At 64.4% G+C, this 22611-nt stretch carries 22 protein-coding genes; 3 read left to right on the plus strand and 19 right to left on the minus strand.

The features are described from left to right. Positions 1–41: 41 nt before the first annotated feature. From E0E41_RS13345 to E0E41_RS13355, 3 genes are all read left to right on the plus strand, one after another. Positions 42–1625 (plus strand): NAD(P)/FAD-dependent oxidoreductase, encoded by a 1584-nt coding sequence (locus tag E0E41_RS13345; RefSeq protein WP_130870302.1) that lies wholly within the window; start codon positions 42–44, stop codon positions 1623–1625. A 103-nt stretch (positions 1626–1728) separates the two neighbouring features. Then, on the plus strand, positions 1729–2214 hold the full coding sequence (locus E0E41_RS13350; RefSeq protein ID WP_130870303.1) for an RNA polymerase sigma factor: 486 nt from the start codon (positions 1729–1731) through the stop codon (positions 2212–2214). Continuing rightward, on the plus strand, positions 2207–3781 hold the full coding sequence (locus E0E41_RS13355; RefSeq protein ID WP_130870304.1) for a hypothetical protein: 1575 nt from the start codon (positions 2207–2209) through the stop codon (positions 3779–3781). The genes E0E41_RS13350 and E0E41_RS13355 overlap by 8 nt, the downstream gene beginning before the upstream one ends. A 44-nt stretch (positions 3782–3825) precedes the next feature. On the opposite strand, the gene E0E41_RS13360 is transcribed toward E0E41_RS13355, so the two are convergent. The 19 genes from E0E41_RS13360 to rsmD form a co-directional block, all read right to left on the minus strand. Next, a complete protein-coding gene (locus E0E41_RS13360) occupies positions 3826–5190 on the minus strand; it encodes a citrate/2-methylcitrate synthase (protein ID WP_130870305.1) in 1365 nt (454 codons plus the stop codon). Between the two features lie 153 nt (positions 5191–5343). After that, the gene (locus E0E41_RS13365) at positions 5344–6270 is read right to left on the minus strand and encodes a magnesium transporter CorA family protein (protein ID WP_207303218.1); all 927 of its coding nucleotides are present in this window, start codon (positions 6268–6270) and stop codon (positions 5344–5346) included. A 338-nt stretch (positions 6271–6608) separates the two neighbouring features. Beyond that, positions 6609–7715, minus strand: a complete 1107-nt coding sequence (gene ftsZ / locus E0E41_RS13370) for a cell division protein FtsZ (protein WP_130870306.1) — start codon at positions 7713–7715, stop codon at positions 6609–6611. 60 nt (positions 7716–7775) lie between these two features. Next, the gene (locus E0E41_RS13375; protein WP_130870307.1) at positions 7776–8162 is read right to left on the minus strand and encodes a small basic family protein; all 387 of its coding nucleotides are present in this window, start codon (positions 8160–8162) and stop codon (positions 7776–7778) included. Positions 8163–8164: 2 nt separating this feature from the next. After that, positions 8165–8908 (minus strand): DUF881 domain-containing protein, encoded by a 744-nt coding sequence (locus E0E41_RS13380; RefSeq protein ID WP_242623785.1) that lies wholly within the window; start codon positions 8906–8908, stop codon positions 8165–8167. Further along, entirely contained in the window at positions 8889–9815 is a 927-nt protein-coding gene (locus E0E41_RS13385; protein WP_130870309.1) for a cell division protein FtsQ/DivIB, read from the minus strand. Before E0E41_RS13385 ends, E0E41_RS13380 begins: the two co-directional genes overlap by 20 nt. An 80-nt stretch (positions 9816–9895) precedes the next feature. Continuing rightward, positions 9896–11158 carry a UDP-N-acetylglucosamine 1-carboxyvinyltransferase gene (gene murA / locus E0E41_RS13390; protein WP_130870310.1) on the minus strand — a complete coding sequence of 421 codons (1263 nt, stop codon included), beginning with the start codon at positions 11156–11158 and terminating at the stop codon, positions 9896–9898. A 60-nt stretch (positions 11159–11218) separates the two neighbouring features. After that, positions 11219–12337 carry an undecaprenyldiphospho-muramoylpentapeptide beta-N-acetylglucosaminyltransferase gene (murG, locus tag E0E41_RS13395; RefSeq protein ID WP_130870311.1) on the minus strand — a complete coding sequence of 373 codons (1119 nt, stop codon included), beginning with the start codon at positions 12335–12337 and terminating at the stop codon, positions 11219–11221. Positions 12338–12363: 26 nt separating this feature from the next. After that, entirely contained in the window at positions 12364–13509 is a 1146-nt protein-coding gene (gene ftsW / locus E0E41_RS13400; RefSeq protein ID WP_130870858.1) for a putative lipid II flippase FtsW, read from the minus strand. A gap of 88 nt (positions 13510–13597) precedes the next feature. Further along, positions 13598–14584: a phospho-N-acetylmuramoyl-pentapeptide-transferase gene (gene mraY / locus E0E41_RS13405; protein ID WP_130870312.1), complete on the minus strand. Its 987-nt coding sequence runs from the start codon at positions 14582–14584 to the stop codon at positions 13598–13600. 119 nt (positions 14585–14703) lie between these two features. Then, positions 14704–16143, minus strand: coding sequence for a UDP-N-acetylmuramoyl-L-alanyl-D-glutamate--2,6-diaminopimelate ligase (locus E0E41_RS13410; protein WP_130870313.1), 1440 nt, complete (start codon positions 16141–16143; stop codon positions 14704–14706). 24 nt (positions 16144–16167) lie between these two features. After that, on the minus strand, positions 16168–18618 hold the full coding sequence (locus E0E41_RS13415; protein ID WP_130870314.1) for a penicillin-binding transpeptidase domain-containing protein: 2451 nt from the start codon (positions 18616–18618) through the stop codon (positions 16168–16170). A gap of 173 nt (positions 18619–18791) precedes the next feature. Further along, positions 18792–19346 carry a hypothetical protein gene (locus E0E41_RS13420; protein ID WP_130870315.1) on the minus strand — a complete coding sequence of 185 codons (555 nt, stop codon included), beginning with the start codon at positions 19344–19346 and terminating at the stop codon, positions 18792–18794. A 31-nt stretch (positions 19347–19377) separates the two neighbouring features. After that, the gene (rsmH, locus tag E0E41_RS13425) at positions 19378–20319 is read right to left on the minus strand and encodes a 16S rRNA (cytosine(1402)-N(4))-methyltransferase RsmH (RefSeq protein ID WP_130870316.1); all 942 of its coding nucleotides are present in this window, start codon (positions 20317–20319) and stop codon (positions 19378–19380) included. 1 nt (position 20320) lies between these two features. Beyond that, on the minus strand, positions 20321–20737 hold the full coding sequence (gene mraZ / locus E0E41_RS13430; protein WP_130870317.1) for a division/cell wall cluster transcriptional repressor MraZ: 417 nt from the start codon (positions 20735–20737) through the stop codon (positions 20321–20323). Between the two features lie 5 nt (positions 20738–20742). Further along, positions 20743–20913 (minus strand): hypothetical protein, encoded by a 171-nt coding sequence (locus tag E0E41_RS18570; protein WP_165450552.1) that lies wholly within the window; start codon positions 20911–20913, stop codon positions 20743–20745. A gap of 100 nt (positions 20914–21013) precedes the next feature. After that, on the minus strand, positions 21014–21520 hold the full coding sequence (locus tag E0E41_RS13435) for a hypothetical protein (RefSeq protein ID WP_130870318.1): 507 nt from the start codon (positions 21518–21520) through the stop codon (positions 21014–21016). Then, positions 21520–22017 (minus strand): pantetheine-phosphate adenylyltransferase, encoded by a 498-nt coding sequence (gene coaD, locus E0E41_RS13440; protein WP_130870319.1) that lies wholly within the window; start codon positions 22015–22017, stop codon positions 21520–21522. Before coaD ends, E0E41_RS13435 begins: the two co-directional genes overlap by 1 nt. Positions 22018–22049: 32 nt before the next feature. After that, a complete protein-coding gene (gene rsmD, locus E0E41_RS13445; RefSeq protein WP_130870320.1) occupies positions 22050–22595 on the minus strand; it encodes a 16S rRNA (guanine(966)-N(2))-methyltransferase RsmD in 546 nt (181 codons plus the stop codon). Between the last annotated feature and the right edge of the window lie 16 nt (positions 22596–22611).

Below are 22611 nucleotides of genomic sequence, written 5' to 3' on the forward strand. Positions count from 1 at the left end.
TGGTATAATACCAACATTCTGAGAAACACGAGGACCACGCTATGCTCCGTATCCAAAACATTGCCCTACCCCTGGACGGGGGCGAGGCTCAACTGAAAAAGAAGGCCGCCCGCATCCTGGGGATCAGGCCGGACGCCATCGCCGGGCTCTCCCTGGCACGGCAGTCCATCGACGCCCGGAAGAAGAGTGACGTCCACTACGTCTGCACCGTGGACGTGACGGTGGCCGACGAGGCCAAGGTCATGGCCCGGTGCCGGGACAAGCACGTGAGCCTCCACCAGAGCGTCCCCTACGTCTTTCCCCCGGTGCGGCGGACCTCCCCCCTGCCGCCGGTGGTGGTGGGCATGGGCCCGGCGGGGCTGTTCGCCGCCCTCTTCCTGGCCCGGAACGGCCTGGCCCCCATCGTTCTGGAGCGGGGCCGCCCGGTGGAGGAGCGGACCGCCGACGTGGAACAGTTCTGGGCCACCGGCGTGCTGGACCCCGCCTCCAACGTGCAGTTCGGCGAGGGGGGCGCGGGCACCTTTTCCGACGGCAAGCTGAACACCGGCACCCATGATCCCCGGATCGCCACCGTATTCCGCACCTTTGTGGCGGCGGGGGCTCCGGAGGACATTCTGTACCAGCACAAGCCCCACATCGGCACCGACGTGCTGCGGGACGTGGTGAGAAACATCCGGCTGGAGCTGATCCGGCTGGGGTGCGACGTGCGCTTCGGCCACAAGCTCGCCGGCCTCACCCTCCGGGATGGGGCGGTGGCCGGTTTGACGGTGGAGGGCCCCCAAGGGGCCTATGACCTGCCCTGCGACGCCCTGGTGCTCTCCCCCGGCCACTCCGCCCGGGACACCTTCCGGATGCTCCACGACGCAGGGGTGCCCATGGAGCAGAAGGCCTTCGCCATCGGGGTGCGCATCGAGCACCCCCAGAGCGCCATCTCCCTGGCCCAGTTCGGCCCGGCCTGGGAACAGCTGCCCGCCGCCGACTACAAGCTGGCCTGCCATCTGCCGGGCGGCCGGAGCGCCTTCACCTTCTGCGTCTGCCCCGGCGGCCAGGTGGTGGCCGCCGCCTCGGAGGAGGGGCGGCTGGTGACCAACGGCATGAGCCATCGGGCCAGAGACGGGAAAAACATCAACGGCGGATTCCTGGTGGGGGTCAACCCCGCCGACTTCGGCTCGGACCACCCTCTGGCGGGGGTGGAGTACCAGCGCCGGTGGGAGGAGACCGCCTTCCGGCTGGGGGGCGGCGGCTATCTGGCCCCCGCCCAGACGGTAAAGGACTTTCTGGCCCGGCAGCCCTCCAGGGCCCTGGGGTCGGTGGAGCCCACCTACCGGCCCGGGGTGGTCCCCACCGATCTGGACCGCTGCCTGCCTGACTATGTGACCGACACCCTCCGGGGTGCCCTGCCGGTATTTGACCGGAAGCTCCACGGCTTTGCCGCCTCCGACAGCCTGCTCACCGGGGTGGAGACCCGCTCCTCCTCCCCCGCCCGCATCCTGCGTGGGGAGGACTTCCAGTCCCCCGTCCGTGGCCTGTACCCCTGCGGCGAGGGAGCCGGGTACGCGGGCGGCATCACCTCCGCCGCCGTGGACGGCATCCGGGTAGCCGAGGCGGTAGCCGGCCAGCCATAACGTACAGAAAAATGCCGCCGCATATTGCGGCGGTATTTTTTTCGCTTCCGATGCAATCATACGCCCGGCTCAGGTGTGTTAGGGGCAGAAAGGAGAGAGCGCCATGGCCATGCAGCTCCGGGGGGACGCCCCCTTCTCCTACGCAATGGAGCATTATCTGGATACGGTGTACCGGGCGGCCTGCCACAACGCCCCCACGGTGCAGGACGCGGAGGATGTGACCCAGGAGGTCTTTGAGGCCCTGCTGCGCAGCGGCAAGGCCTTTGCCGACGGGGAGCATCTGAAGGCGTGGCTGCTGCGGGTGGCCATCAACAAGTGCAAGAACCTCCACCGGGCCAAGCGGTCGGAGGAGGTGCCCCTGCCGCCCCAGTTCCCCGCCCCAACCGGGGCGGACGGCTCGGTGCTGGATGAGGTGCGGTCCCTGCCGGAGCCCTACCGCAACGCCATCTACCTGCACTACTTTGAGGGCTACACCGCCAAAGAGATCGGGGAGATTCTGGGGGCCAAGCGGAACACCGTCCTGTCCTGGCTGGCCCGGGGACGGCAGGCCCTCCGGGCACGGATGATCGGAGGCTTTGAAGATGAATAGATTGGATTACATGGTCCAGGTGGAGGACCTCCGCGCCTCCCCGGAGCTGCGGGCGCGGATCTCGGCCCTGGCCGGGGAGGTCAGGCGGCCCCGGCGGCGGTTCCGCCCCTGGATGGGGGTGTGCGCCGCCCTGGCGGTGGTAGTGCTGGGGGGTACCTGGCTGGTGACCAACGTGCGGATGGGCGGCAGCTCCGGCGGCGGGGCCAGCGGCCACGACGAAGCCTCCACCTTTACGTCCTACGCCGGACCGGTGTTTCCCCTCACTTTGGAGGAGGAGAACGACAGCATCACAGCAGAGCGGCACACCACCCTGGACTTTGCCCCCTGGGAGCCGGAGTGGGTGGAGGCGGATTACCTGGAGGAGGGGGGCTACTGGAGCCGCTCCACCGACATCCTGGTGACCGATTCCTACACCCTCACCAACTCCGCCGACCAGGACCAGACCGTCACCCTGCTCTACCCCTTTCTCGCCAGCCTGGACACGCTGGATCAGGCCGCGCCGGTCCTCGCCGCCGACGGGGCTGCGCTGGACACCACCCTCCGGGCGGGGGGCTACTCCGGCGGCTTTGAGGGGGCGTGGAACGGCGTCATGGACGGTGAGCCGGAGGGCAGCGTCAATCTGGACAGCGCCGGGAGCTGGGAGGACTACAAGGCCCTGCTCTCCGACGGCACCTATCTGGAGCGGGCCCTGGGTCCCCTGCCTGATCTCAGCGGCGTGCCCGTCATCGTGTACCGCTTTACCGACCCCTGGGGGGAGGCTGAGGACGAGGAGGCGGGCCGACCCAACCCCACCATCCGGGTGACCTTCCGGCTGGACTACGACAAGACCCAGGTACTCACCACCGGGTTCCACTCCGGGCTGTACGACCGGGAAAACGGGATCATGGGCAAGGGCTTCTCCATCCCCCAGCCTGAGGAACAGAACGCCACGGAGGAGTGGTGCCTCATCGTGGTGGGGGAGGACATCTCCGGTCTCACCACTCAGGGCTATGTCACCGGCGGGTGGGACACGAAGGAGACCATCGAATCCGGCGTGACCATGGAGCGGTATGAGACCGACCTGGACACCGCCCTGCGCACCCTCTACCTGGACCGGAACTGGGCGGAGCTGGAGGGTCAGCCCGGCCTGACCTACGAGATGTACTGCGGCCTGGCCTTTGACTACCTGCTCAGCTACGGCCTGCTCTCCGACACCCCCGCAGAGCGCTACGATGACGGGATGCTGAGCACCGAGTTTGCCCATGTGGACCGGGTGTGCTGGCTGGAGACCCAGGTCACCGTCCCCGCCGGAGGGAGCATTACGGTGGAGGCTTCTTTTGCCAAGCCGGCCAGCTTCAACTACACCTGTACCAATACCGAATACCGTGGGGTGTACGGCTACGACCTGGTGACCAAACTGGGCTCCAACCTAGCCTGCACGGAACAGACCGCCACCCTGGAGGACCGGGGGCTCATCCGGATCATCCGGCAGAACTTTGGCTTCGATTTGGAAAACGGGGTGAACACCGTCACCCTGGACCCAGAGCAGGAGCACTACTACCTGGAGGTCAAGCGCCTTACGGAATAGACAGCAAAAGAGCCGCCCTAACCGGGCGGCTCTTTCTGTTTGGTTCAGCGCTCTTCCATGGGCACATAGTCGGTGTGGGTACCCACATATTTATAGGCCGGGCGGATGATCTTGCCCATGTTGATGAGCTCCTCGATGCGGTGGGCGGACCAGCCGGCCACACGGGCCATGGCGAACAGGGGGGTATACAGCTCCAGAGGCAGGTCCAGCATGTGGTACACGAAGCCGGAGTAGAAGTCCACGTTGGCGGACACGCCCTTGTACATCTTCCGCTCCCCGGCGATGACCTCGGGGCCCAGCCGGGCCACCAGGGAGTAGAGCTCGTACTCCTCGTTGCGGCCCTTCTCCCTGGACAGCTTCTCCACGAATTTCTTGAACAGGTTGGCGCGGGGGTCGGACAGGGAGTAGACGGCGTGGCCCATGCCGTAGATAAGGCCCGCCTTGTCGAAGGCCTTCTTGTCCAGCAGGTCCTGGAGGTATTGGCGCACCTCGTCCTCGTCCTTCCAGTCCTTCACATGCTCCTTCATGTCCTCGAACATGCGCACCACCTTGATGTTGGCGCCGCCGTGCTTGGGGCCCTTCAGGGAGGCCAGGGCGGCCGCCATGCAGGAGTAGGTGTCGGTGCCGGAGGAGGTGACCACGTGGGTGGTGAAGGTGGAGTTGTTGCCGCCGCCGTGCTCGGCGTGGAGGGTCAGGCAGATATCCAGCACATGGGCCTCCCAGAAGGAGTAGGAGGAATCAGCCCGCAGCAGGGAGAGGATATTCTCCGCGGTGGACAGCTCGGGCCGGGGGGCGTGGATATACAGGCTGCTGCCGCTCTTGTAGTTCCAGGCCTGGTAGCCGTAGACGCTGAGCATGGGGAACAGGGAGATGAGCTGCACGCACTGGCGCATCACGTTGGGCAGGGAGATGTCGTCGCACTGGTCGTCGTAGGAGGCCAGGTTCAGGACGCTGCGGGCCAGGGAGTTCATGATGTCGTGGCTGGGGGCCTTCAGGATCACGTCCCGCACGAAGTTGTTGGGCAGGGAGCGGTAGTAGGACAGCTGTTTGGTAAAGCTGTCCAGCTCCTCCTTGTCGGGCAGGTGGCCCAGCAGCAGCAGGTAGGCGGTCTCCTCAAAGCCGAACCGGCCCTCCTTCAGGGCGCCCTCCACCAGCTGCTCCACATCGATGCCCCGGTAGTAGAGCTTGCCGTCACAGGGGACCTCCTCCCCGTTGACGATCTTTTTTGCAACAATATCGGAGACTTCGGTCAGGCCTGCCAGCACGCCCTTGCCGTTCAGGTCCCGGAGACCCCGCTTCACGTCATACTTTACAAAGTCGTCCGGATCGATGCTGCTGTTGCGCAGCGCCTCCGCCGCCAGCGCCTCGATTTCGGGGGTGATGTCACAATAATTCGGATTGCTCGCCATAGAAAACCTCCATTCTCATCCGTGCCAACGCGGCTTTTTCAGGCCGCGACATTTCGTAACTGAAATGATATCATAAAATTGTTACCATTTTGTGAATCAGCCGGTAAACTTTCCTGCAAAAAAACGGCGGAGGGAACTCCGCCGTTTTCCGGGTCAGAACAGGTCTTTCTTCTTCAGCAGGATACCGGTGATCACGATGACCACACCGGCGATCACCAGCGGGATCCACCAGAAGTGGTCCAGAGGCAGGCCGGTGGTGATGTTCATGCCGTAGAAGCCGAAGATGATATTGGGGATGGTGAGCAGGATGGTGATGGAGGTCAGCACCTTCATGATCACGTTCAGGTTGTTGGAGATCACGCTGGCGAAGGCGTCCATCATGCCCGAGATGATGGAGGAGTAGATGTTGGCCATCTCGATGGCCTGCCGCACCTCGATCAGCACGTCCTCCAGCAGGTCGTGGTCCTCCTCATAAAGGGTAATGATGCGGCCCCGGAGGATTTTTTCCAGGGTGACCTCATTGGCCTTCAGGGAGGTATTGAAGTAGACCAGCGACTTTTCCAGGTCCAGCAGCTGGATCAGCTCCTTGTTCCGCTGGGACTTGTAGAGCTGCCGCTCCATATAGTTGTAGATCTTGTCGATCTGCTTCAGGTATTGCAGGAAGCGCTTGGCCACCTGCAGCAGCATGTAGAGGATGAAGCTGGTGCGCTTCTGGGTCTCGGCGTTGCGCACCAGGCCGTCCTGGAAGTCCTTCAGGATGGAGGTCTCCTTCAGACAGACGGTAATGATGTGCTTCTGGGTGACGATGATACCCAGAGGCAGGGTGGAGTACACCACCGCGTCATCCTTCTCCACCGAGGGCACGTCGATGATGATGAGGGTCTGGCCGTCCTCGGTGTCGATCCGGGAGGTCTCCTCCTCATCCAGGGCGGCCCGCAGGAAGGAGGGCTCCACCCCCAGGGTCACCGCCACCGTATTCAGCTCGTCCTCGCTGGGGTAAGTCAGGTTGACCCAACAGCCGTCCTGGACGGATTCCAGCCGGGTCATCTTGCCGTTGATGGTCTTATAGATGGAAAGCAATCTGCTCACGCCTTTCTGGGCGCGGGTGAAAAAAGGGCACAAAAATACCCCGCCGCCCGTTTCTTGCCGCCCGGGCAGGCAGAGCCTCCCGGACACGCGGCATACAGGCGCGGGGCGTCCCGCCGGTCAGGCCGGCCGGACACAGAGCCTGTGCGCCGCGTTAAGTACATTACACGCTCGACTCAGAGGGTCACCGCTCACGGCGCATATCACTCCCTTGTTCTCAATCATTTCGCAGGCTTTATTATATGCCTTTTTCTGCCGGATTGCAAGGCTTCCGGCCAAAACGCCGCGCGGCAGTCTGCCGCGCGGCGTTTTCTTTCCGTTTGCTGCGCTGCTCAGCGGCCCCGGTTGAAGATCTTGAAGATGTCCTCGAAGGGATCGTCCTCCGCGGGAGCGGCGGCGTCCTGCTTCTGCTCCTGAGGCTGCTGGGTCTCCGCCTTCTTCTCCGCCGCGGCGGAGAAGGGCTTGCTGGGCATGGCGCCCTCCCGCTCCTCAAAGCCGGTGGCGATGACGGTGACCCGGATCTCGTCCTCCAGGGTGTCGTCGAAGGCGGCGCCGAAGATGATGAGGGCGTCGGGATGGGCGGCCTGCTGCACCAGGTTGGCGGCAGTCTCCACTTCCTCCAGGCCGATATCCATGGAGCCGGTGACGTTGACCAGCACGCCCTTGGCGCCGTTGATGGAGGTCTCCAGCAGGGGGCTGGAAATGGCCATCTTGGCGGCCTCCTCGGCCTTGTTCTTGCCGGCGGCCCGGCCCACGCCCATGTGGGCCATGCCCGCGTTCTGCATGACGGCGGTCACGTCGGCGAAGTCCAGGTTGATGAAGCCGGTGTTCTTGATCAGGTCGGAGATGGACTGCACCGCCTGGCGCAGCACATCGTCGGCGATCTCGAAGGCGTTGGCGAAGGTGATCTTCTGGTCGGTGGCGAACTTCAGCCGCTCGTTGGGGATGATGACCAGGCTGTCCACCCGGGTGCGCAGCTCCTCGATGCCCTTCTCGGCCTGGAGCATCCGCCGACGGCCCTCAAAGTTGAAGGGCTTGGTGACCACGCCCACGGTGAGCAGGCCCATCTCCTTGGCAATATCCGCCACGATGGGGGCCGCGCCGGTGCCGGTGCCGCCGCCCATGCCGGCGGTGATGAACACCATGTCCGCGTCCTCCAGAGCCTTGGAGATGGCGCTGCGGCTCTCCTCGGCGGACTTGCGGCCCACCTCGGGGTCGCTGCCCGCGCCCTGGCCGCCGGTGAGCTTCTCACCGATCTGAATCTTAAAGGTAGCGCTGGAAACGGCAAGCGCCTGCTTGTCCGTATTGACCGCGATAAAATCCACACCCTTGGTCCCGGACTTCACCATCCGGTTGACCACGTTGTTGCCGCCGCCGCCTACGCCGATGACCTTGATGGTAACGACAGTATCGGGACCGGTATCCAACCCAAACGCCATAACTGCTCCTCCTATGTGAAACGAATTCGTATATTTTGCGAGAAAAAGGGGGAAAAAGAGCTATCTTGTATGCTCTTCCTCCGAAGAAACAACATCTTGATTTATTTTAGCGCTCTTTTGCTTGGAGGTCAATAGTTCCCGCCGGATTTCCGCAAAGTTTTGGAACATTCTCGTTCCGAATACCACCACCGCCGCCAGGTACAGCGGGATACCCAGATAGCGGCCCAGCCAGGTGAGAAAAACCGCGATAACGGCGTTGCCGATGGTGCCCGACAGGAACACGTCCAATTTGAAGTCCCCCACCACTCGGCCCCGCAGGCCACCCAGTGCGGAGTCCAGGGCCGCCAGCAGTCCGGTGGCGGCGTAGAGGGAGTACTGGCTGGGGATGGTCCAGGGGAACAGCAGGCCCACCGCCAGGCCCACCAGCAGTCCGATAATCTCCAGCATATTTACTCACCCTCCTCCTCGCCCGGCGTCACCGTGTGGGCGTACTGATAGTCGATGGTCCCGTTGTACTTGGGGATGAGCAGCTGATCGCTGGCGGTGACCTTCACCGTGATGCCCCACTGGCTCAGCACGTCCACCACACCGTTGCGCATGGTCATGGCACTGTACAGGGTGTCCGGGTCGCCGATGGCGAACACCACATAGGGGGCGGCGTACCGCCGGCCGTTCACCGTCACCACCGCGCCGGTGCACCGCACCTCGCTGGTGGCCAGGATGCGCTCCCCGTTGAGGGAGATGGCCTCCGCACCCGCCGAGCGCAGCTCGTTGATCACCGACAGCAGGTCGCTGTCGTGGATCAGGTAGTCGGCCTCGTCCCCGGTGACGTTGGTGGAGCTGGAATCCTCCAGGATCACGGTGACCCCGGGGCCCTCCACGTCGGTGAGGCCGGCGGCGATCTCCAGCTTGTCCACCTCCGCCTTCAGGGCCTCGCTGCCCTCATCGCCGGAGGCCGCCTGGTCCCGGTAGAGGGCCAGCTCGCCCTGAAGCTCCTTCACCTGGTCCTCCAGGCCGTCCTTCTGATCCATCAGCTCGTTGTACAGGCTCTGCAGGGTCTCCAGCCGGGCGGCATTGGTGGCGTCCGCCGCTCCGCTGAGCTTGACGCTGCGCAGCTGGGCCGCCAGCAGGAAGCCCACCACGGCGCACACCACCACCACCGCCAGCTCGCCTTTATTCCGTCGTTTCTTCATTGGTACCATCATCTTCTCCTTGTGGGGTCATACTGGCCTGGGGCGGCGCCGATGCCTCGGCGCCCGCCTCCGTCTCAGGCGCGGGGTCGGTCTCCGCCTGGCCCGTTCCCGTCAGCTGGTCGGGCAGCCACCGCTCGGGCAGCAGGTGGCTCTCCCGGCCCTCATAGTTCTGGTCCAGGGTGCCGGTGCGGGGGATGCCCCGCTCGTCCATGCTCTCCAGTGCCCGCTTCAGCTCATAGGTCTCCTGGTCAAAGTCCCCGTTCAGGGGGAAGATCACCGTCAGGTTTTCCCCGTAGCCGAAGCGGATCTCGTTGTCGCTGCTCAGGTCGATAAAGCTGGTCAGGCTGCCCGTCATCTGACGGTTCTCAATGGCCGCCAGGAACTCCCGCAGCCGGTCCAGCTTGGTCTGCTCCTCCGGGTCCACCGTCAGCCGGTTGCCCACCGTGGCGTCCACCGGCGTCAGGCCCAATACCTCCGGCCGCCCCTGGGTGAGGGAGGAATCCCCCGCCTCCAGGATCTTGCACCGGTGGTCCAGCAGCCAGCAGGTGCCCCCGCTCCCGATCCAGGCCACCGGCGTGCTCTCGGTCACGTGGAAGATCAGGGTGTCGGGCAGCTTGCGGTCCACGGACAGGTCGTCCACATAGGGCAGACGGGTCAGGATACGGGAGACCATCTGGCTTTTATTGAGGGTGAACAGGTTGTCCCCCTGCTGCACGCCGGAGGCAATGATGATCTCCTCCGCGGTGTACCGGCTGTTGCCCTCCACCACCATGGTATTCACCCGGAAAAAGACCACGCAGCCAGCCAAAATGGCGGCAAAGATGATCAGAGTGGACAGCAGCTTATAGAGGAAGCCGAAGCGTCCCCGATTGCGCCGCCGTCCTTTTCTCTTCCGTCTTGCCGCCATTCTACCGGTCTCCTGTCTGTTGGTCTTTGATTCTCTCTGATACTATCCCACAAAAAAGATAAAAAAGTGTAAAGAAGCTCTTACGATTTTCCCGTCATTTCCCGGAAAATATGGGCGCCCAAAGCGGTCAGGTCCCCCTCCAGGCACTGGTAGCCCCGGTCGATGTGGTGGATCCCCTCCACACGGGTCCGGCCCCGTGCCCCCAGAGCGGCCACCACCAGGGCGGCGCCCCCCCGCAGGTCGGTAGCCCGCACCCGGGCGCCGTGGAGCCTGGGCACGCCGTACACCACCGCCACACGGCCCTCCACCCGGATGTCCGCTCCCATGCGGATGAGCTCATCCACGTGGCGGTAGCGGCTCTCAAACATGTTTTCCACAAACACGGTGCAGCCGCTGCCCTTGCACAGGGCCGCCATCAGGGGGGCCTGCGCGTCGGTGGGAAAGCCGGGGTAGGGGGCGGTGCGGATGGGCCGCACCCCCTTCAGGGGCTTGGTACAGGTGAGGGCAATCCGCCCCGGCTCACTGCGCACCCCGCAGCCCGCCTCGGTGAGCACCGCGGTGACGGTGGACAGGTGCCGCCAGTCCACCCCGGTGACCTCCACATGGCCCCCGGCGGAGGCCGCCGCCGCCAGATAGGTACAGGCCACGATCCGGTCCCCCATGACGGTGTAGCTGCCCCCGTGGAGGGGAACGCCCCCCTCGATGGTGATGACCGAGCTGCCCGCGCCCCGCACCCTGGCCCCCAGGGCCAGCAGGAAGTTCTGGAGATCCACGATCTCCGGCTCCCGGGCGGCGTTGGTGATGGTGGTGATCCCGTCGGCGCACACCGCCGCCAGCATGGCGTTCTCGGTGGCACCCACGCTGGGCAGGGACAGGACGATGTCCGCCCCGCGGAGGGCGCCCTCACACAGCAGCCCCCCCTCGCTCTCGGTGATGACCCCGCCCAGGGCCCGGATGGCCGCCAGGTGGAGGTCGATGGGCCGGGGGCCCAGTTCACAGCCCCCGGGGGCGCACAGGCTGGCCCGTCCCATCCGGCCCAGTACCGCCCCCAGGAAGATCACCGAGGAGCGCATCTCCCGCATCAGCCGGTCGGGCACGTCCCACCGGGTGGGGGCGGAGGCATCCACCACCACCGCATCTCCTTCCCGGCGGGCGGGACAGCCCAGGTGCCGCAGGATGGCCAGGGAGGCCTCCACGTCGGACAGGTGGGGACAGTTGTGGATCACGCACTCCCCCGGGGCCAGCAGAGCGGCCGCCAGGATGGGGAGCACGCTGTTCTTGGCCCCGTGGATCGCCACGGAGCCCTCCAGAGGGAAGCCTCCCTCCACCAGATATGTACTCATACGCCATCCTCCGCACTTCGGTTTTGGTACGCCATCCTATGCGGAGGACGGAATGGGGGTTCATTTTCCTTTTTTCTTGTTCAGCAGGCCGGAGAGTACGGCGTAGATCTGCTCCGCCGCATCGGGCACCGCCATAGCCCGGAGGGCGGCCCCCATGGCCTCCCGCTTCTCCTTATCATGCAGGATGGAAGCGGCGGCCTGGTATAGCTTCTCCCCGGAGCTCTCGCTCTCAGGCAGCAGCACCGCGCCCCCCGCCTGGGCCAGCACCCGGGCGTTCTTGGTCTGGTGGTCGGCCACCACGTTGGGGGAGGGCACCAGAATGGAGGGCTTGGCGATGGCGGTGAGCTCCGAGATGGTGGAGGCCCCCGCCCGGCAGAGCACCAGGTCGGCGGCCGCCATCACCACCGGCATGTCGTAGATGTACTCCCGCACGTCGATGGAGGGGTGGTCCCCGGTCAGGGCCTTGCACACCGTCTCATAGTCCCGGCCCGCGCCGTGGATGTGGTGCCAGGGCTCCCCGTTCTGACACTCCAGGTGGATGAAGTCCACGATCTGGCGGTTCATCTCCTCGGCGCCCAGGCTGCCCCACACGGAGAGCACCAGGGGCCGGTCGTCGGTGAGGCCCAGCTTTTCCCGGGCCTCCTTCCGGGTGTACTGGAAGAAGTCGCCCCGCACCGGGGTGCCGGTCACCACCACCTTGGAGGGGTCGTCATAGTGGTTCTTGCTCTCCTCAAAGCCCACCATCACCACGTCCACCACCTTGGACAGGGCCTTGGTGGTGAGGCCGGGGACGGCGTTGGATTCGTGGACGGCGGTGGGGATGCCTCGGGCGGCGGCGGCATTCACCACCGGGTAGGAGGCGTAGCCGCCGGTGCCCACCACCAGGTCGGGCTTGAACCGGTCCAGAATGGCGTTGGCCTGCTTCTTGGACTTGTTCATGTTCAGCAGGGTCTTGACGTTGTGGCCGATGGCCGCCGGAGAGAACGACCGGCGGAAATTGGTGATGGTCACCGTCTCGATGGGGTAGCCCTCCTTGGGCACCAGGCGGGTCTCCATGCCCCCGTCTGCCCCCACGAACAGCACCTCACAGCCCGGGTTCCGGGCCTGGAACATCTGGGCCAGGGCCACGGCGGGGTTCACATGCCCCGCGGTCCCGCCGCAGGTAAAGAGGATCTTCATACTTCCACTTCCCTCTCAAAAACAATCTATTCTTGTCGGGGCGCCGGGATCTGGCGCGAAACTGATAATACCATGCCCATCTCGGCCAGCTGGATCATCAGGGCCGTGCCGCCGTAGCTGAAGAAGGGCAGAGAGATGCCGGTGGTGGGCAGCAGATTGGTGACCACCGAGATATTCAGAAAGACCTGCACCGCCAGCAGGGTGGTGATGCCCACCACCAGCAGGGAGCCGAACCGGTCCCTGGCGTGGACGGCCAGCCAGTAGCCTCTGATAATGAGCAGCACGAAAAGCAGGATGACGATGGCGGCGCCGATGTAGCCCAGCTCCTCGCAGACGATGGCGAAGATGAAGTCGTTCTCCGGCTCGGGCAGGTAGAGGAATTTCTGGCGGCTCTTGCCCAGGCCCAGGCCCAGCAGGCCGCCGGAGCCGATGGCGTACAGGGACTGGATGATCTGATAGCCGCCCTCCTGCTTGTAGGCCCAGGGGTCCTTCCACACCAGGATACGGGTGGACTGGTAGCCCTGCATGGAGATGGCCAGCAGCAGCCCCATGGCGCCGCCGCCCAGGATGAACCAGTAGAGTTTGATGCCGGCGGCAAAGAGCACCGCCGCCGCCCCGGCCAGGATCAGGATGGTGCCCGACATGTGGGGCTCCAGCTTCATGAGGAAAAAGATGACCAGCAGGATGACGCCGTAGGGCACCAGCTCCAGAAAGCCGATCTTGTCCAGCCAGCCCACGATGCCGCTCAGGTTGGACCGGGGGCTGAGCCGGATGGGCTTCTCCTTGTTCCGTTTACTGAGCCGGGCGGAAAAGTACATGATGACCGCCACCTTGGCGATCTCCGATGGCTGGAAGGTGCCCAGGCCTGGGACGGCGATCCAGCGGCGGACGCCGTCGGCCCGGTTGGTGTGGATGCCGGGGACGAGCACCGCGATGAGCAGCAGGATGGCCAGGCCCAGGGCGAACACCGACATCCAGCGGAAGGTCTGGTAGTTGATTTTGGAGATGATGTACATGATGGCCAGGCCGGCCACGGCGAACAGGGCCTGCCGCAGGAAGTAGTAGGCCGGGTCCTTGCCCTCGTAGTAGGCGGTGGCGAAGGAGGCGGAAAAGACCATGATGGTACCGATGCCGGTGAGCAGCAGCACCAGCATGAGGAAGGGCAGGTCCATGGGACCCCGGGCCAGCTGCTGCTCCATGGTCAGATCGCGCTTGCGTTTTGCCAACGTACTTCGCCTCCTTCAGCGGGAAATCGGATGCTCAGGCCCAGCGGCCCATAACGCCCCAAAAGGCCAGCAGGCAGGTCACCAGGGTGATGCCGGAAAAGACCACCACCAGCTTGACCTCACTCCAGCCCCCCATCTCCAGGTGGTGGTGGAGGGGGGCCATGCGGAAGATCCGCTTGCCGTGGGTGAGCTTGAAGTAGCCCACCTGGATGATGTCGGACAGGGTCTCGGCGATGTAGATGATGCCCACCAGGATGAGCGCCAGGGGAATGTCCAGCCCGAAGGCCAGGCCGCACACCGCGCCCCCCAGGAAGAGGGAGCCGGTATCGCCCATGAACACCTTGGCGGGGTGGAAATTATAGATCAGGAAGGCCAGCAGGCCGCCCAGCAGGGCGCCGGAGAAGATGCCCAGCTCATAATGGCCCCACAGCACGGCCACCGCGGTGAAGAAGATCATCACCGGTACCGTCACCCCGGCGGCCAGGCCGTCGATGCCGTCGGTGATGTTGACGGCGTTGACGCCCCCCACCATGACGAAGGCGGCAAACACCATATACAGAGGCCAGGGCACGGAAAGGGTCACATTGACGAAGGGGATATAGAGATCAGGGGTCAGATAGCCGAAATTCCGCAGCAGCACGGTGAACAGCACGGCGGCCGCCAGCTGGAGCAGGAACTTCTGTGGGGCGGTGAGGCCGGTGTTCTCGTGCTTTTTCACCTTGAAATAGTCGTCAATATAGCCGATGATGCCGAACACCAGGGCGAACAGGAACACGAACACACCGCCCATGACCCCCTGGGAATAGTCCGGCCAGCCCAGCACGGCCACCATGACGGCGGCGCCGAAGATGAACATGAGCCCGCCCATGGTGGGGGTGCCCTGCTTGGTCATGTGCCAGGTGGGGCCGATCTCCTTGATGGACTGGCCCGCCTTCATCCGCCGCAGGATGGGGATGAGCACCCGTCCCGCCAGGGCGGTCACGATAAACGCCGCCACGATACTGATGACGATCCTCAACATCTCTTTTGAACCTCCAAAGCCTCTCACAGCTCGATTTGATCCGTTCCATTCAGACCGGGTAGGTATTTTATCACAAACAGGCCGGGCTTTCTACTCAAAATAGTAACAAACTTCCTGGCCTATTTGGCGAACCATGCGGCGATTTCCTCCCGCTCGTCCAGGTGGTACTGTACGCCGTTTATCTCCTGATAAGTCTCGTGGCCCTTGCCCGCCAGCACCACCGTGTCGCCGGGCTGGGCCAGGGAGAGGGCCAGGGCGATGGCGCGCCGCCGGTCCGGCTCCACGTGCCGCCGGGCCGGGGTGCCCTCCATCCCCGCCAGGATGTCCCGGATAATAGCTTCTGGGTCCTCGGTGCGGGGGTTGTCGGAGGTGACCACCGCCACGTCCGCCAGGGTACCGGCGATGGTCCCCATCTGGGGCCGCTTGGACCGGTCCCGGTCGCCGCCGCAGCCGAACAGGCAGATCACCCGGCCACCGGTGAAGTCCCGGACGGTGGTGAGCACGTTCTCCAGGGCGTCGGGGGTGTGGGCGTAGTCGATGAGGACGGTGAAGTCCGCCGGCACCGGCACCACCTCCACCCGGCCCTTCACCCCCTTGGCGTGGGCCAGGGCGTCGGCACAGCCGGTCAGGGGCAGGCCCAGCACCGCGCCGCAGGCCAGGGCCGCCAGGGCGTTGTAGATGGTGAAGCCCCCGGGGATGGCCAGGCGGACCCGGGCGATGGCGTCCATGGTCACCGCCTCGAACTCCACCCGCTGGGGGAAGAGCCGCAGGTTCTTGGCGGTCAGGTCCGCCTCGTCCCGCCGCTCGGAGTAGGTGAACACCGGGCAGGGCACGGTGGAGGCGTAGTACCGCCCGGCCTCGTCGTCCAGGTTGAGCACCGCCGTCTCACACTGGCGGAACAGCAGCCCCTTGGCCTGGCGGTAGGCCTCCATGGTCTTGTGGAAGTCCAGGTGGTCCTGGGTCAGGTTGGTGAAGATGCCCGCCCGGAAGGTGATGCCGTCCAGCCGGTGGAGCACCAGGGCGTGGGAGGAGGCCTCCATCACCACATGGGTGCACCCGGCGTCCGCCATGTCCCGCAGCAGCTTCTGCACCTCCCAGGATTCCGGGGTGGTGCGGTGGGCGGGGAGGATCTCCTCCCCGATCATGTTCTGGTTGGTGCCGATGAGGCCCACCTTTGCCCCCAGCACCCCCTCCAGCATGGCCTTCACCAGGTAGGTGGTGGTGGTCTTGCCGTTGGTGCCGGTGACCGCCAGCACGGTCAGCTCCTCCGCCGGGTGTCTGAACCAGTTGGCCGACACCGCCGCCAGGGCCGCCCTCGGCTCCGGGGTCACCAGCCAGGGTCCCTCCCGGTCCGGGGGGCGGCGGCAGAGCACTGCCGCCGCCCCCCGCTCCAGGGCCTCATCAATATATTTGTGTCCGTCGGTCTTGTAGCCCGGCAGGGCCACGAACAGGCAGCCGGGGCTCATCTCTCGGGTGTCATAGCTGATGCCGGTGATCTCCACATCTCCCACACGCCGGTCCTCCAGCGGGACCGACGCCAGCAGCTGATCAAGCTTCATGGACACACCCCCAATGGTTCGTTCTTACAGGCCGGAGCCTCCGCCGCCGCTGGCGGTGGAATCGGTAAAGCGCACTTCGATGGCGGTGCCGCGATTCACGCTGGTGCCGGCAGCCGTCTCCTGCTCGTAGGCGGTGCTGGCGCTGTAGTCGCTGGCGCCGATGGCCTTCAGGTACAGGCCGGCGTCCTCCATCTTCTTCTGGGCCTGCTCCAGGGTCAGACCCACCACGTTGGGCACCTGCACCTGGTCGGTGGGCACCTCGGCGCCCATGTAGAGCACCACTTCGCTGCCGCCGGGGATGGAGGCGCCGTAGGCCGGGATCTGGCCGGTGACGGTGTCGCCGTCGCCCACGGTGCGCACGGTCAGGTTGTTCTTCTTCAGAGCGGAGGTGGCGTCCGCCAGGGTCTTGCCGCTCAGGTTGGGCACCACCACGTCGGCGGTGGCGGAGTAGGTCTTTTCCACACCCAGGTAGTCCAGGATGTTCTCCAGCAGCTCGCCGGCCATGGGGGCGGCCATGTTGCCGCCGCTGATGTACCAGCCGCCGGCGGTGGTTTTGGCGCCGGGGAAGGCGGGCTTGGGGTTGTCATAGGCCAGCAGGATGATGACCTGGGGATCGTCCGCCGGGGCGAAGCCCAGGAAGGAGACGATGGTGTGGTCGGTCTCGCCGGTCTCGGAGGAGCCGGTCTTGCCGCCGATGCGGTAGCCCTCCACCCGGGCGTTCTTGCCGGTGCCGCCGTCCACCACCTTCTCCAGGATGGTGCGGCAGCGTTCACTGGTCTGCTCGCTGACCACCTGGCGCACCTCGGTGGGCTGGGTGGACTCCACCACGTTGCCGTTGGAGTCGGTGACCTGGCTGACCACGTAGGGCTTCATCAGGTGGCCGCCGTTCACCACCGACGCGGCGGCGGTGAGCATCTGGATGGGGGTGATCTTCAGCCGCTGGCCGAAGGAGGCGGTGGCCAGGGAGGAGATGCCCTCGGCGCTGGTGAAGTAGTCCCGGCTCCAGATCAGGCCGGCGCTCACCGGGTCGTTGGTGGGCTCGCCCTGCATGTCGATGCCGGTGGGCTCCAGCAGGCCGAAGCGCTCCAGATAGTCATAGAATTTCTCCGCACCCAGCCGCTGGCCGATGGCGATGAAGGCCGGGTTGCAGGAGTTGGCCACCGCTTTGGCCAGGTCCTGGTCCCCGTGGCCGTCCCGGTCGGAGCAGTGGATCACGTGGTCGGCCACCTGGACGCTGCCGGAGCAGTAGAAGTGGTCGCTCTCGCTGACCACGCCCTCCTCCAGGGCGGCGGCCAGCACCAGGGATTTGAAGGTGGAGCCGGGCTCGTAGGTGTCGTTGATGGCCTTGTTGCGCCACTGGGCGTACAGAGCATCGGTCTCCGCCGTGCTCACCGCCTTGTCGTAGGCCTCCTGGGTGCTGGCCCCCTCCTCCAGGGCCTTCTGATAGGCCTCCTCCTGGGTATAGGCGCCGCTCTTCACGTCCTCAATGTACTGGAGGAGCACCGGGTCGCTGACGGTCCAGGGGTCGTTCAGGTCATAGGTGGGGGAGTTGGCCCAGGCCAGGATCTCCCCCGTGCTGGGGTCCATGGCGATGCAGAAGCCGCCGTCCTGCACGTCGAACTGCTCGATGCCCTTCTGCAGAATGCTCTCGCAGTAGGACTGGATGGTGGAATCGATGGTGAGGGTCAAATCGTCGCCGTCGGTGGCGTCGTAGTAGTCCTCAAACCAGTAGAGCATCTCGGTGCCCACGCCGTTCTTGGCGGTGACCACACGGCCGCTCTCGCCGGACAGCTCATCCTCGTACAGGGCCTCCACGCCATAGGCGCCGGTGTTGTCCACGTTGGGGTTCACCCAGCCGATGACCTGGGCGGCCAGGCTGCCCTTGGGGTAGTACCGCTTGCTGGTGGGCATCAGGTAGATGCCGCTGATGTGGTTCTCGGTGATGAAGGTCTGGACCGCGTCCGATTCCTCGGCGTCCACCCGCCACTTGATCATCTCGTACAGGGAGTTCTCCTTGGCCAGCCGCACCAGGATGTCGTCCACCTCCAGGTCCAGGATCTGCGCCAGGTTCTCCGCGATGAACTGGGCGGTGGGCTCCGGGTAGTCCGGCAGGTCCTTGCCGTTCTTCTCCGCCTCCTCCACCTTCTCCTGGTAGTCCTTCTGGCACTGGATGATCTCCTTGGGGGAGAGCTGCACATTGTACACCGTGGCGCTGAGGGCCAGGGGCACCCCGTTGGAGTCGTAGATGGTGCCCCGGTTGGCCTCCACCGTGCTGTCCTTGGTCTGCTGGTCCGCCACCAGCTCGTTGTACTTGTCGTACTCATCCACCTGGATCTGCCACAGGCGGAAAAACAGCGGTACAAACACCGCCACGCCGAAAATGCCCATCAGGATCAGGGTGCGGATCAGGATGGTGCGGTTGGCCTTCCGGTCCGGCTGCTGACGGATCACCCGGTCTTTCTTTTTGTACGCCATGACTGGTCACCTCGCTTGGGTCGCTCCGCCGGAACCGGCGGATAGTTACAGTGGAGGGCGTAAGAAAATTACTTTTCTTACGCCCTCTTCCGATTCTGCTTCATGCGGGTGGGCCGCCCGGCGGCAGCCCATCTCTCTTTTTATGGGGTCTGCAAATCAATATATGGCTGCGGTCACTGGAAATATTCCACAATCTCCGTCACGATGGACTTCAGGCTGTCCAGGAAGCCCTGGGCGCCGGCGGTGGTATCCTCCTGGTTGAACAGGGTCACCGAGTCGGGCTCGGACAGATCCACATAGATGGTCTGGCCGTTCTGGGGCTTGACCATGGTGCCGTTGGTGGTCATTTCCGTCTCGATGTTCTCCAGGTCGTAGGCCAGCTCATACTGAGCCCGCAGCTTGGCCTCCTCGGAGCGCAGCTCGGTCATCTCGCTCTTCAGGTCCACCACCTGCTGGGAGATCACCGTCAGGTTCACGTAGCTGTACAGCAGTAGCAGGGCGAACACGCCCACCGCCAGGAATCCGGCCACCGCGAAGGGGGACACATGTCCCGCCTCCCGCACCCGCACCTTGGGACGGGCCACCACCCGCTCCTTGGGGCGGACCATGGGACGGGGCTGGAGGACTTCCTCGCCGGGAAGCTGCCGTACCGCCGAGCCGTCATAGGCCTCATAGGGGATGTCGTTGTATCGGTTGTATCGTGCTCTGTGCTTTACGGCAGTCGCCATTCCTGCGTCCACTCCATTCTCTTTGGTAAACTCACAGCTTTTCCGCGATCCGGAGCTTGGCGCTGCGGGCCCTGGGGTTTTCCTCCAGCTCCTCCGCTCCGGACACGATGGGCTTTTTGTTGATCAGCTTGATCTGTGGCTTTTTCCCGCACACACACACGGGGAAATCCGGCGGACAGGTGCAGCCCTTTGCAAATTCCGCCAGAGCGTTCTTGACGATCCGGTCCTCCAGGGAGTGGAAGGAGATCACCGCCAGCCGCCCGCCCGGGTTCAGCCGGGGCACCGCGGCGCGCACCATCCTGTCCACCGACGAGAGCTCGTCGTTCACCGCGATGCGGATGGCCTGGAAGGACCGCTTGGCCGGGTGCTGCTTCTCCCGCAGGGCGGAGGCAGGCATGGCCGAGCGGATCACGTCCACCAGCTGCAGGGTGGTCTCGATGGGTCCTTTGTCCCTGGCCCGGACGATGGCTCCCGCGATGGCGGGGGCATACCGCTCCTCCCCGTACTGCCAGAGGATGCGCCGCAGCTCCTCCTGGGGCCACTCATTGACCACCGTCCGGGCCGTCAGGGTATCGGTCTTGTCCATTCTCATGTCCAGGGGGGCGTCCGCCATGTAGGAGAACCCCCGGGACGGGTCGTCCAGCTGGGGGGAGGACACCCCCAGGTCGAAGAGCATGCCGTCCACCCCGTCCAGACCCAGTCCGTCCAGGATGGCGTCCAGCTCGCTGAAGTTGCTGTGTACCAGGGTCACTTTTTCCATCCAGGGGGCCAGCCGCTCCCGGGCCGCGTCCAGGGCCGCCTGGTCCCGGTCCACGCAGATCAGCCTGCCGGCCGTCAGCCGCCGGGCGATCTCCCGGCTGTGGCCCGCCCGGCCCAGGGTGCCGTCCAGGTAGATCCCCTCCGGCCTGATGTTCAGTCCCTCGATGCACTCATGGAGCAGCACCGGCTTGTGGATAAAGCTCTGTTCACTCATGTCAGAATCCCAAAGCCTCCATACAGGCCGACATCTTCTCCGGCGTCATTTCTTCCTCTTCCTGAGCCTGCCAGGCGTCGGCGCTCCAGATCTCCGCCCGGTCGTGGACGCCGATGATCACCACATCCTTGTCCAGACCGGCGTACTTGCGCAGCTTCTGGGGGATGACGATGCGGCCCTGACTGTCCAGCTCGCACTTGGCGGCGTTGGCGAACAGGGGCCGCATGGCCTTGGACTGGCTCATGGGCAGGGAGGCAAACTTTTCTGTAAACCGGTCCCAGGTGGACTGGGGGTAGATGGCCAGGCAGGCGTCCACACCCATGGCCAGGTAGAAGGTGACGCCCAGCTCCTCCCGGAGCTTGGCGGGAATGAACAGGCGGCCCTTGGAGTCGATGCTGTGCTCGTATGTCCCGGTCACGCCCTTCACTCTCCCTCCACTTTACTGAATTCCGGCGGGTTTTTCCTCCACTTCGCCCCACTTTCCCCTTTAGTATAAATGCTCTGTAACAGAATTGCAATAGTTTTTTCTTCTTTTTTGAAGAGAAAAATGGCTGTTTTCCCTCCGAAACGCCTGGTTTTCAGCATGAAAAACATATGTTCGACTTTCCATCGTTACAAATGGAAACAAAAAACCACCATACCTTGCGGTATGGTGGTCAAAAAGTACCAGATTTCGATGTTACGTAAACGGGATTTATTCGTCGGCGGCGGCGTCATAGGGCTGCCGGCCGGTGGAGGCGGACCCCCCTGCCAGCGCCCGGAACCGGGCACGGGATTTCTTGATCTCGTCGTAGGCCTCGGCCACAGCCTCCTCGGTGCGACGGAGGGCATCCTCACAGTAGTCGTTGGCCGCCTTGCGCAGGTCGCGGCTGCGCTCCTCGGCGGTACGGATCATCTCGTTGGCCTTCTGCTTGGCCTGAGCCAGCACCTCGTCCTCGGCCACCATCTGCTTGGCCTGGTCCTCCGCCTGCTTGCGGATCAGCTCACCCTCCCGCTTGGCGGAGCTGATATACTCCGTCCGGGCGGCGATGAGCTTCTTGGCCTCGGCCAGCTCCATGGGGAACTGGGCCCGGATCTCATCCAGCAGATCCAGGGCCTTGTCCCGCTCCAGAATACACTTATCGCTGCTCAAAGGCATGCTCTTGGCCTCATCGATCATCTCAAAGAGCATATCCAGTAATTCATCTACGCCGGTAGCCATCAGCTATCCCTCCTGCTGTCCATTTTCCGCTGTACGTCCTCGATGATCTCCCGGGGGAGGAAATCCGTCAGGTCCGCCCCGTAGCGGGCCATTTCCTTCACCACGCTGGAGCTGATATAGGTATACTTGGTGCTGGAGGGCAGAAACATGGTCTCCAGCCGGGGGTTGAGCTTGCGGTTGATGAGTGCCATCTGCAGCTCGTTCTCATAGTCGGACACCGCCCGCAGACCCTTCACCAGGGTGCAGGCCCGTTTCTGCCTGGCGTACTCCGCCAGCAGGGTGGAGGAGCAGTCCACCTCCACATTGGGCAGCTTGTACACCACCTTGCGGATGAGCTCCACCCGCTCCTCCGGGGTGAACAGCCCCCGGTTCACCTTCTCCGAGTTCACCAGCACGCACACGATGAGCTTGTCGAAGCAGACGGCGGCGCGCTTGATGATATTCAAATGCCCCAGCGTGATGGGATCGAAGCTGCCGGGGTAGATTGCGGTTTTCATGTGGGCTCACATCCTCATGCCGGGGGGAAAGGTCAGGCGTCCCGGTGGTACAGCGTGATCTTGATCTTGCCGTAGCGGTAGTCCTTCCCCTTCCGATAGGGGGCGGACAGCTCCGGCAGGGCCGCTTCGGCGGCACTTTCGCAGACTATTATACCATTTTCCGTCACGTTGTCAATCTTGGTAATGGTCTCCAGGGCCTTTTCCAGCATCCCGGTGTTGTAGGGCGGGTCCAGGAACACCAGGTCGAATTTCTCCCGGCAGCCGGTGAGGAAGGCCAGATAGTCCCCCTGGATCACGCGGGCGTGCTCCGCCAGGCCGGTGTGGGCCAGGTTCTCCCGGATCACGGCGGCGGCCTCCTTCCGCAGGTCCACGAAGGTGCAGTGGGCCGCCCCCCGGGACAGGGCCTCGATGCCCATCTGGCCGGTGCCGCCGAACAGATCCAGCACCTGCCGGCCCTCGATGTCGAACTGGACGATGTTGAATACCGATTCCTTCACCTTGTCGGTGGTGGGCCGGGTCTCCATGCCGGGCAGCTCCTTCAGCTTCCGGCCCCGGGCGATTCCTGTAATGACGCGCATGGCGATTCCTTCCTTT

This window comes from Intestinimonas massiliensis (ex Afouda et al. 2020) (assembly GCF_900626285.1).
In the GTDB taxonomy this organism is placed as follows: domain Bacteria; phylum Bacillota; class Clostridia; order Oscillospirales; family Oscillospiraceae; genus Flavonifractor; species Flavonifractor massiliensis_A.

Bases quoted from the DNA above. Each gene is read 5' to 3' on its own strand.
- E0E41_RS13385 (WP_130870309.1), bottom strand. From the start codon at position 9,815: ATGGCGGCAAGACGGAAGAGAAAAGGACGGCGGCGCAATCGGGGACGC.
- rsmH (WP_130870316.1), bottom strand. From the start codon at position 20,319: ATGAGTGAACAGAGCTTTATCCACAAGCCGGTGCTGCTCCATGAGTGC.
- E0E41_RS13345 (WP_130870302.1), top strand. From the start codon at position 42: ATGCTCCGTATCCAAAACATTGCCCTACCCCTGGACGGGGGCGAGGCT.
- coaD (WP_130870319.1), bottom strand. From the start codon at position 22,017: ATGAAAACCGCAATCTACCCCGGCAGCTTCGATCCCATCACGCTGGGG.
- E0E41_RS13355 (WP_130870304.1), top strand. From the start codon at position 2,207: ATGAATAGATTGGATTACATGGTCCAGGTGGAGGACCTCCGCGCCTCC.
- murA (WP_130870310.1), bottom strand. From the start codon at position 11,158: ATGAGTACATATCTGGTGGAGGGAGGCTTCCCTCTGGAGGGCTCCGTG.
- E0E41_RS13415 (WP_130870314.1), bottom strand. From the start codon at position 18,618: ATGGCGTACAAAAAGAAAGACCGGGTGATCCGTCAGCAGCCGGACCGG.
- murG (WP_130870311.1), bottom strand. From the start codon at position 12,337: ATGAAGATCCTCTTTACCTGCGGCGGGACCGCGGGGCATGTGAACCCC.
- E0E41_RS13360 (WP_130870305.1), bottom strand. From the start codon at position 5,190: ATGGCGAGCAATCCGAATTATTGTGACATCACCCCCGAAATCGAGGCG.
- E0E41_RS13410 (WP_130870313.1), bottom strand. From the start codon at position 16,143: ATGAAGCTTGATCAGCTGCTGGCGTCGGTCCCGCTGGAGGACCGGCGT.
- E0E41_RS13375 (WP_130870307.1), bottom strand. From the start codon at position 8,162: ATGCTGGAGATTATCGGACTGCTGGTGGGCCTGGCGGTGGGCCTGCTG.
- mraY (WP_130870312.1), bottom strand. From the start codon at position 14,584: ATGTTGAGGATCGTCATCAGTATCGTGGCGGCGTTTATCGTGACCGCC.
- E0E41_RS13350 (WP_130870303.1), top strand. From the start codon at position 1,729: ATGGCCATGCAGCTCCGGGGGGACGCCCCCTTCTCCTACGCAATGGAG.
- E0E41_RS13420 (WP_130870315.1), bottom strand. From the start codon at position 19,346: ATGGCGACTGCCGTAAAGCACAGAGCACGATACAACCGATACAACGAC.
- E0E41_RS13435 (WP_130870318.1), bottom strand. From the start codon at position 21,520: ATGGCTACCGGCGTAGATGAATTACTGGATATGCTCTTTGAGATGATC.
- rsmD (WP_130870320.1), bottom strand. From the start codon at position 22,595: ATGCGCGTCATTACAGGAATCGCCCGGGGCCGGAAGCTGAAGGAGCTG.
- E0E41_RS18570 (WP_165450552.1), bottom strand. From the start codon at position 20,913: ATGTTTTTCATGCTGAAAACCAGGCGTTTCGGAGGGAAAACAGCCATT.
- E0E41_RS13380 (WP_242623785.1), bottom strand. From the start codon at position 8,908: ATGAAGAAACGACGGAATAAAGGCGAGCTGGCGGTGGTGGTGGTGTGC.
- ftsZ (WP_130870306.1), bottom strand. From the start codon at position 7,715: ATGGCGTTTGGGTTGGATACCGGTCCCGATACTGTCGTTACCATCAAG.
- ftsW (WP_130870858.1), bottom strand. From the start codon at position 13,509: ATGGACCTGCCCTTCCTCATGCTGGTGCTGCTGCTCACCGGCATCGGT.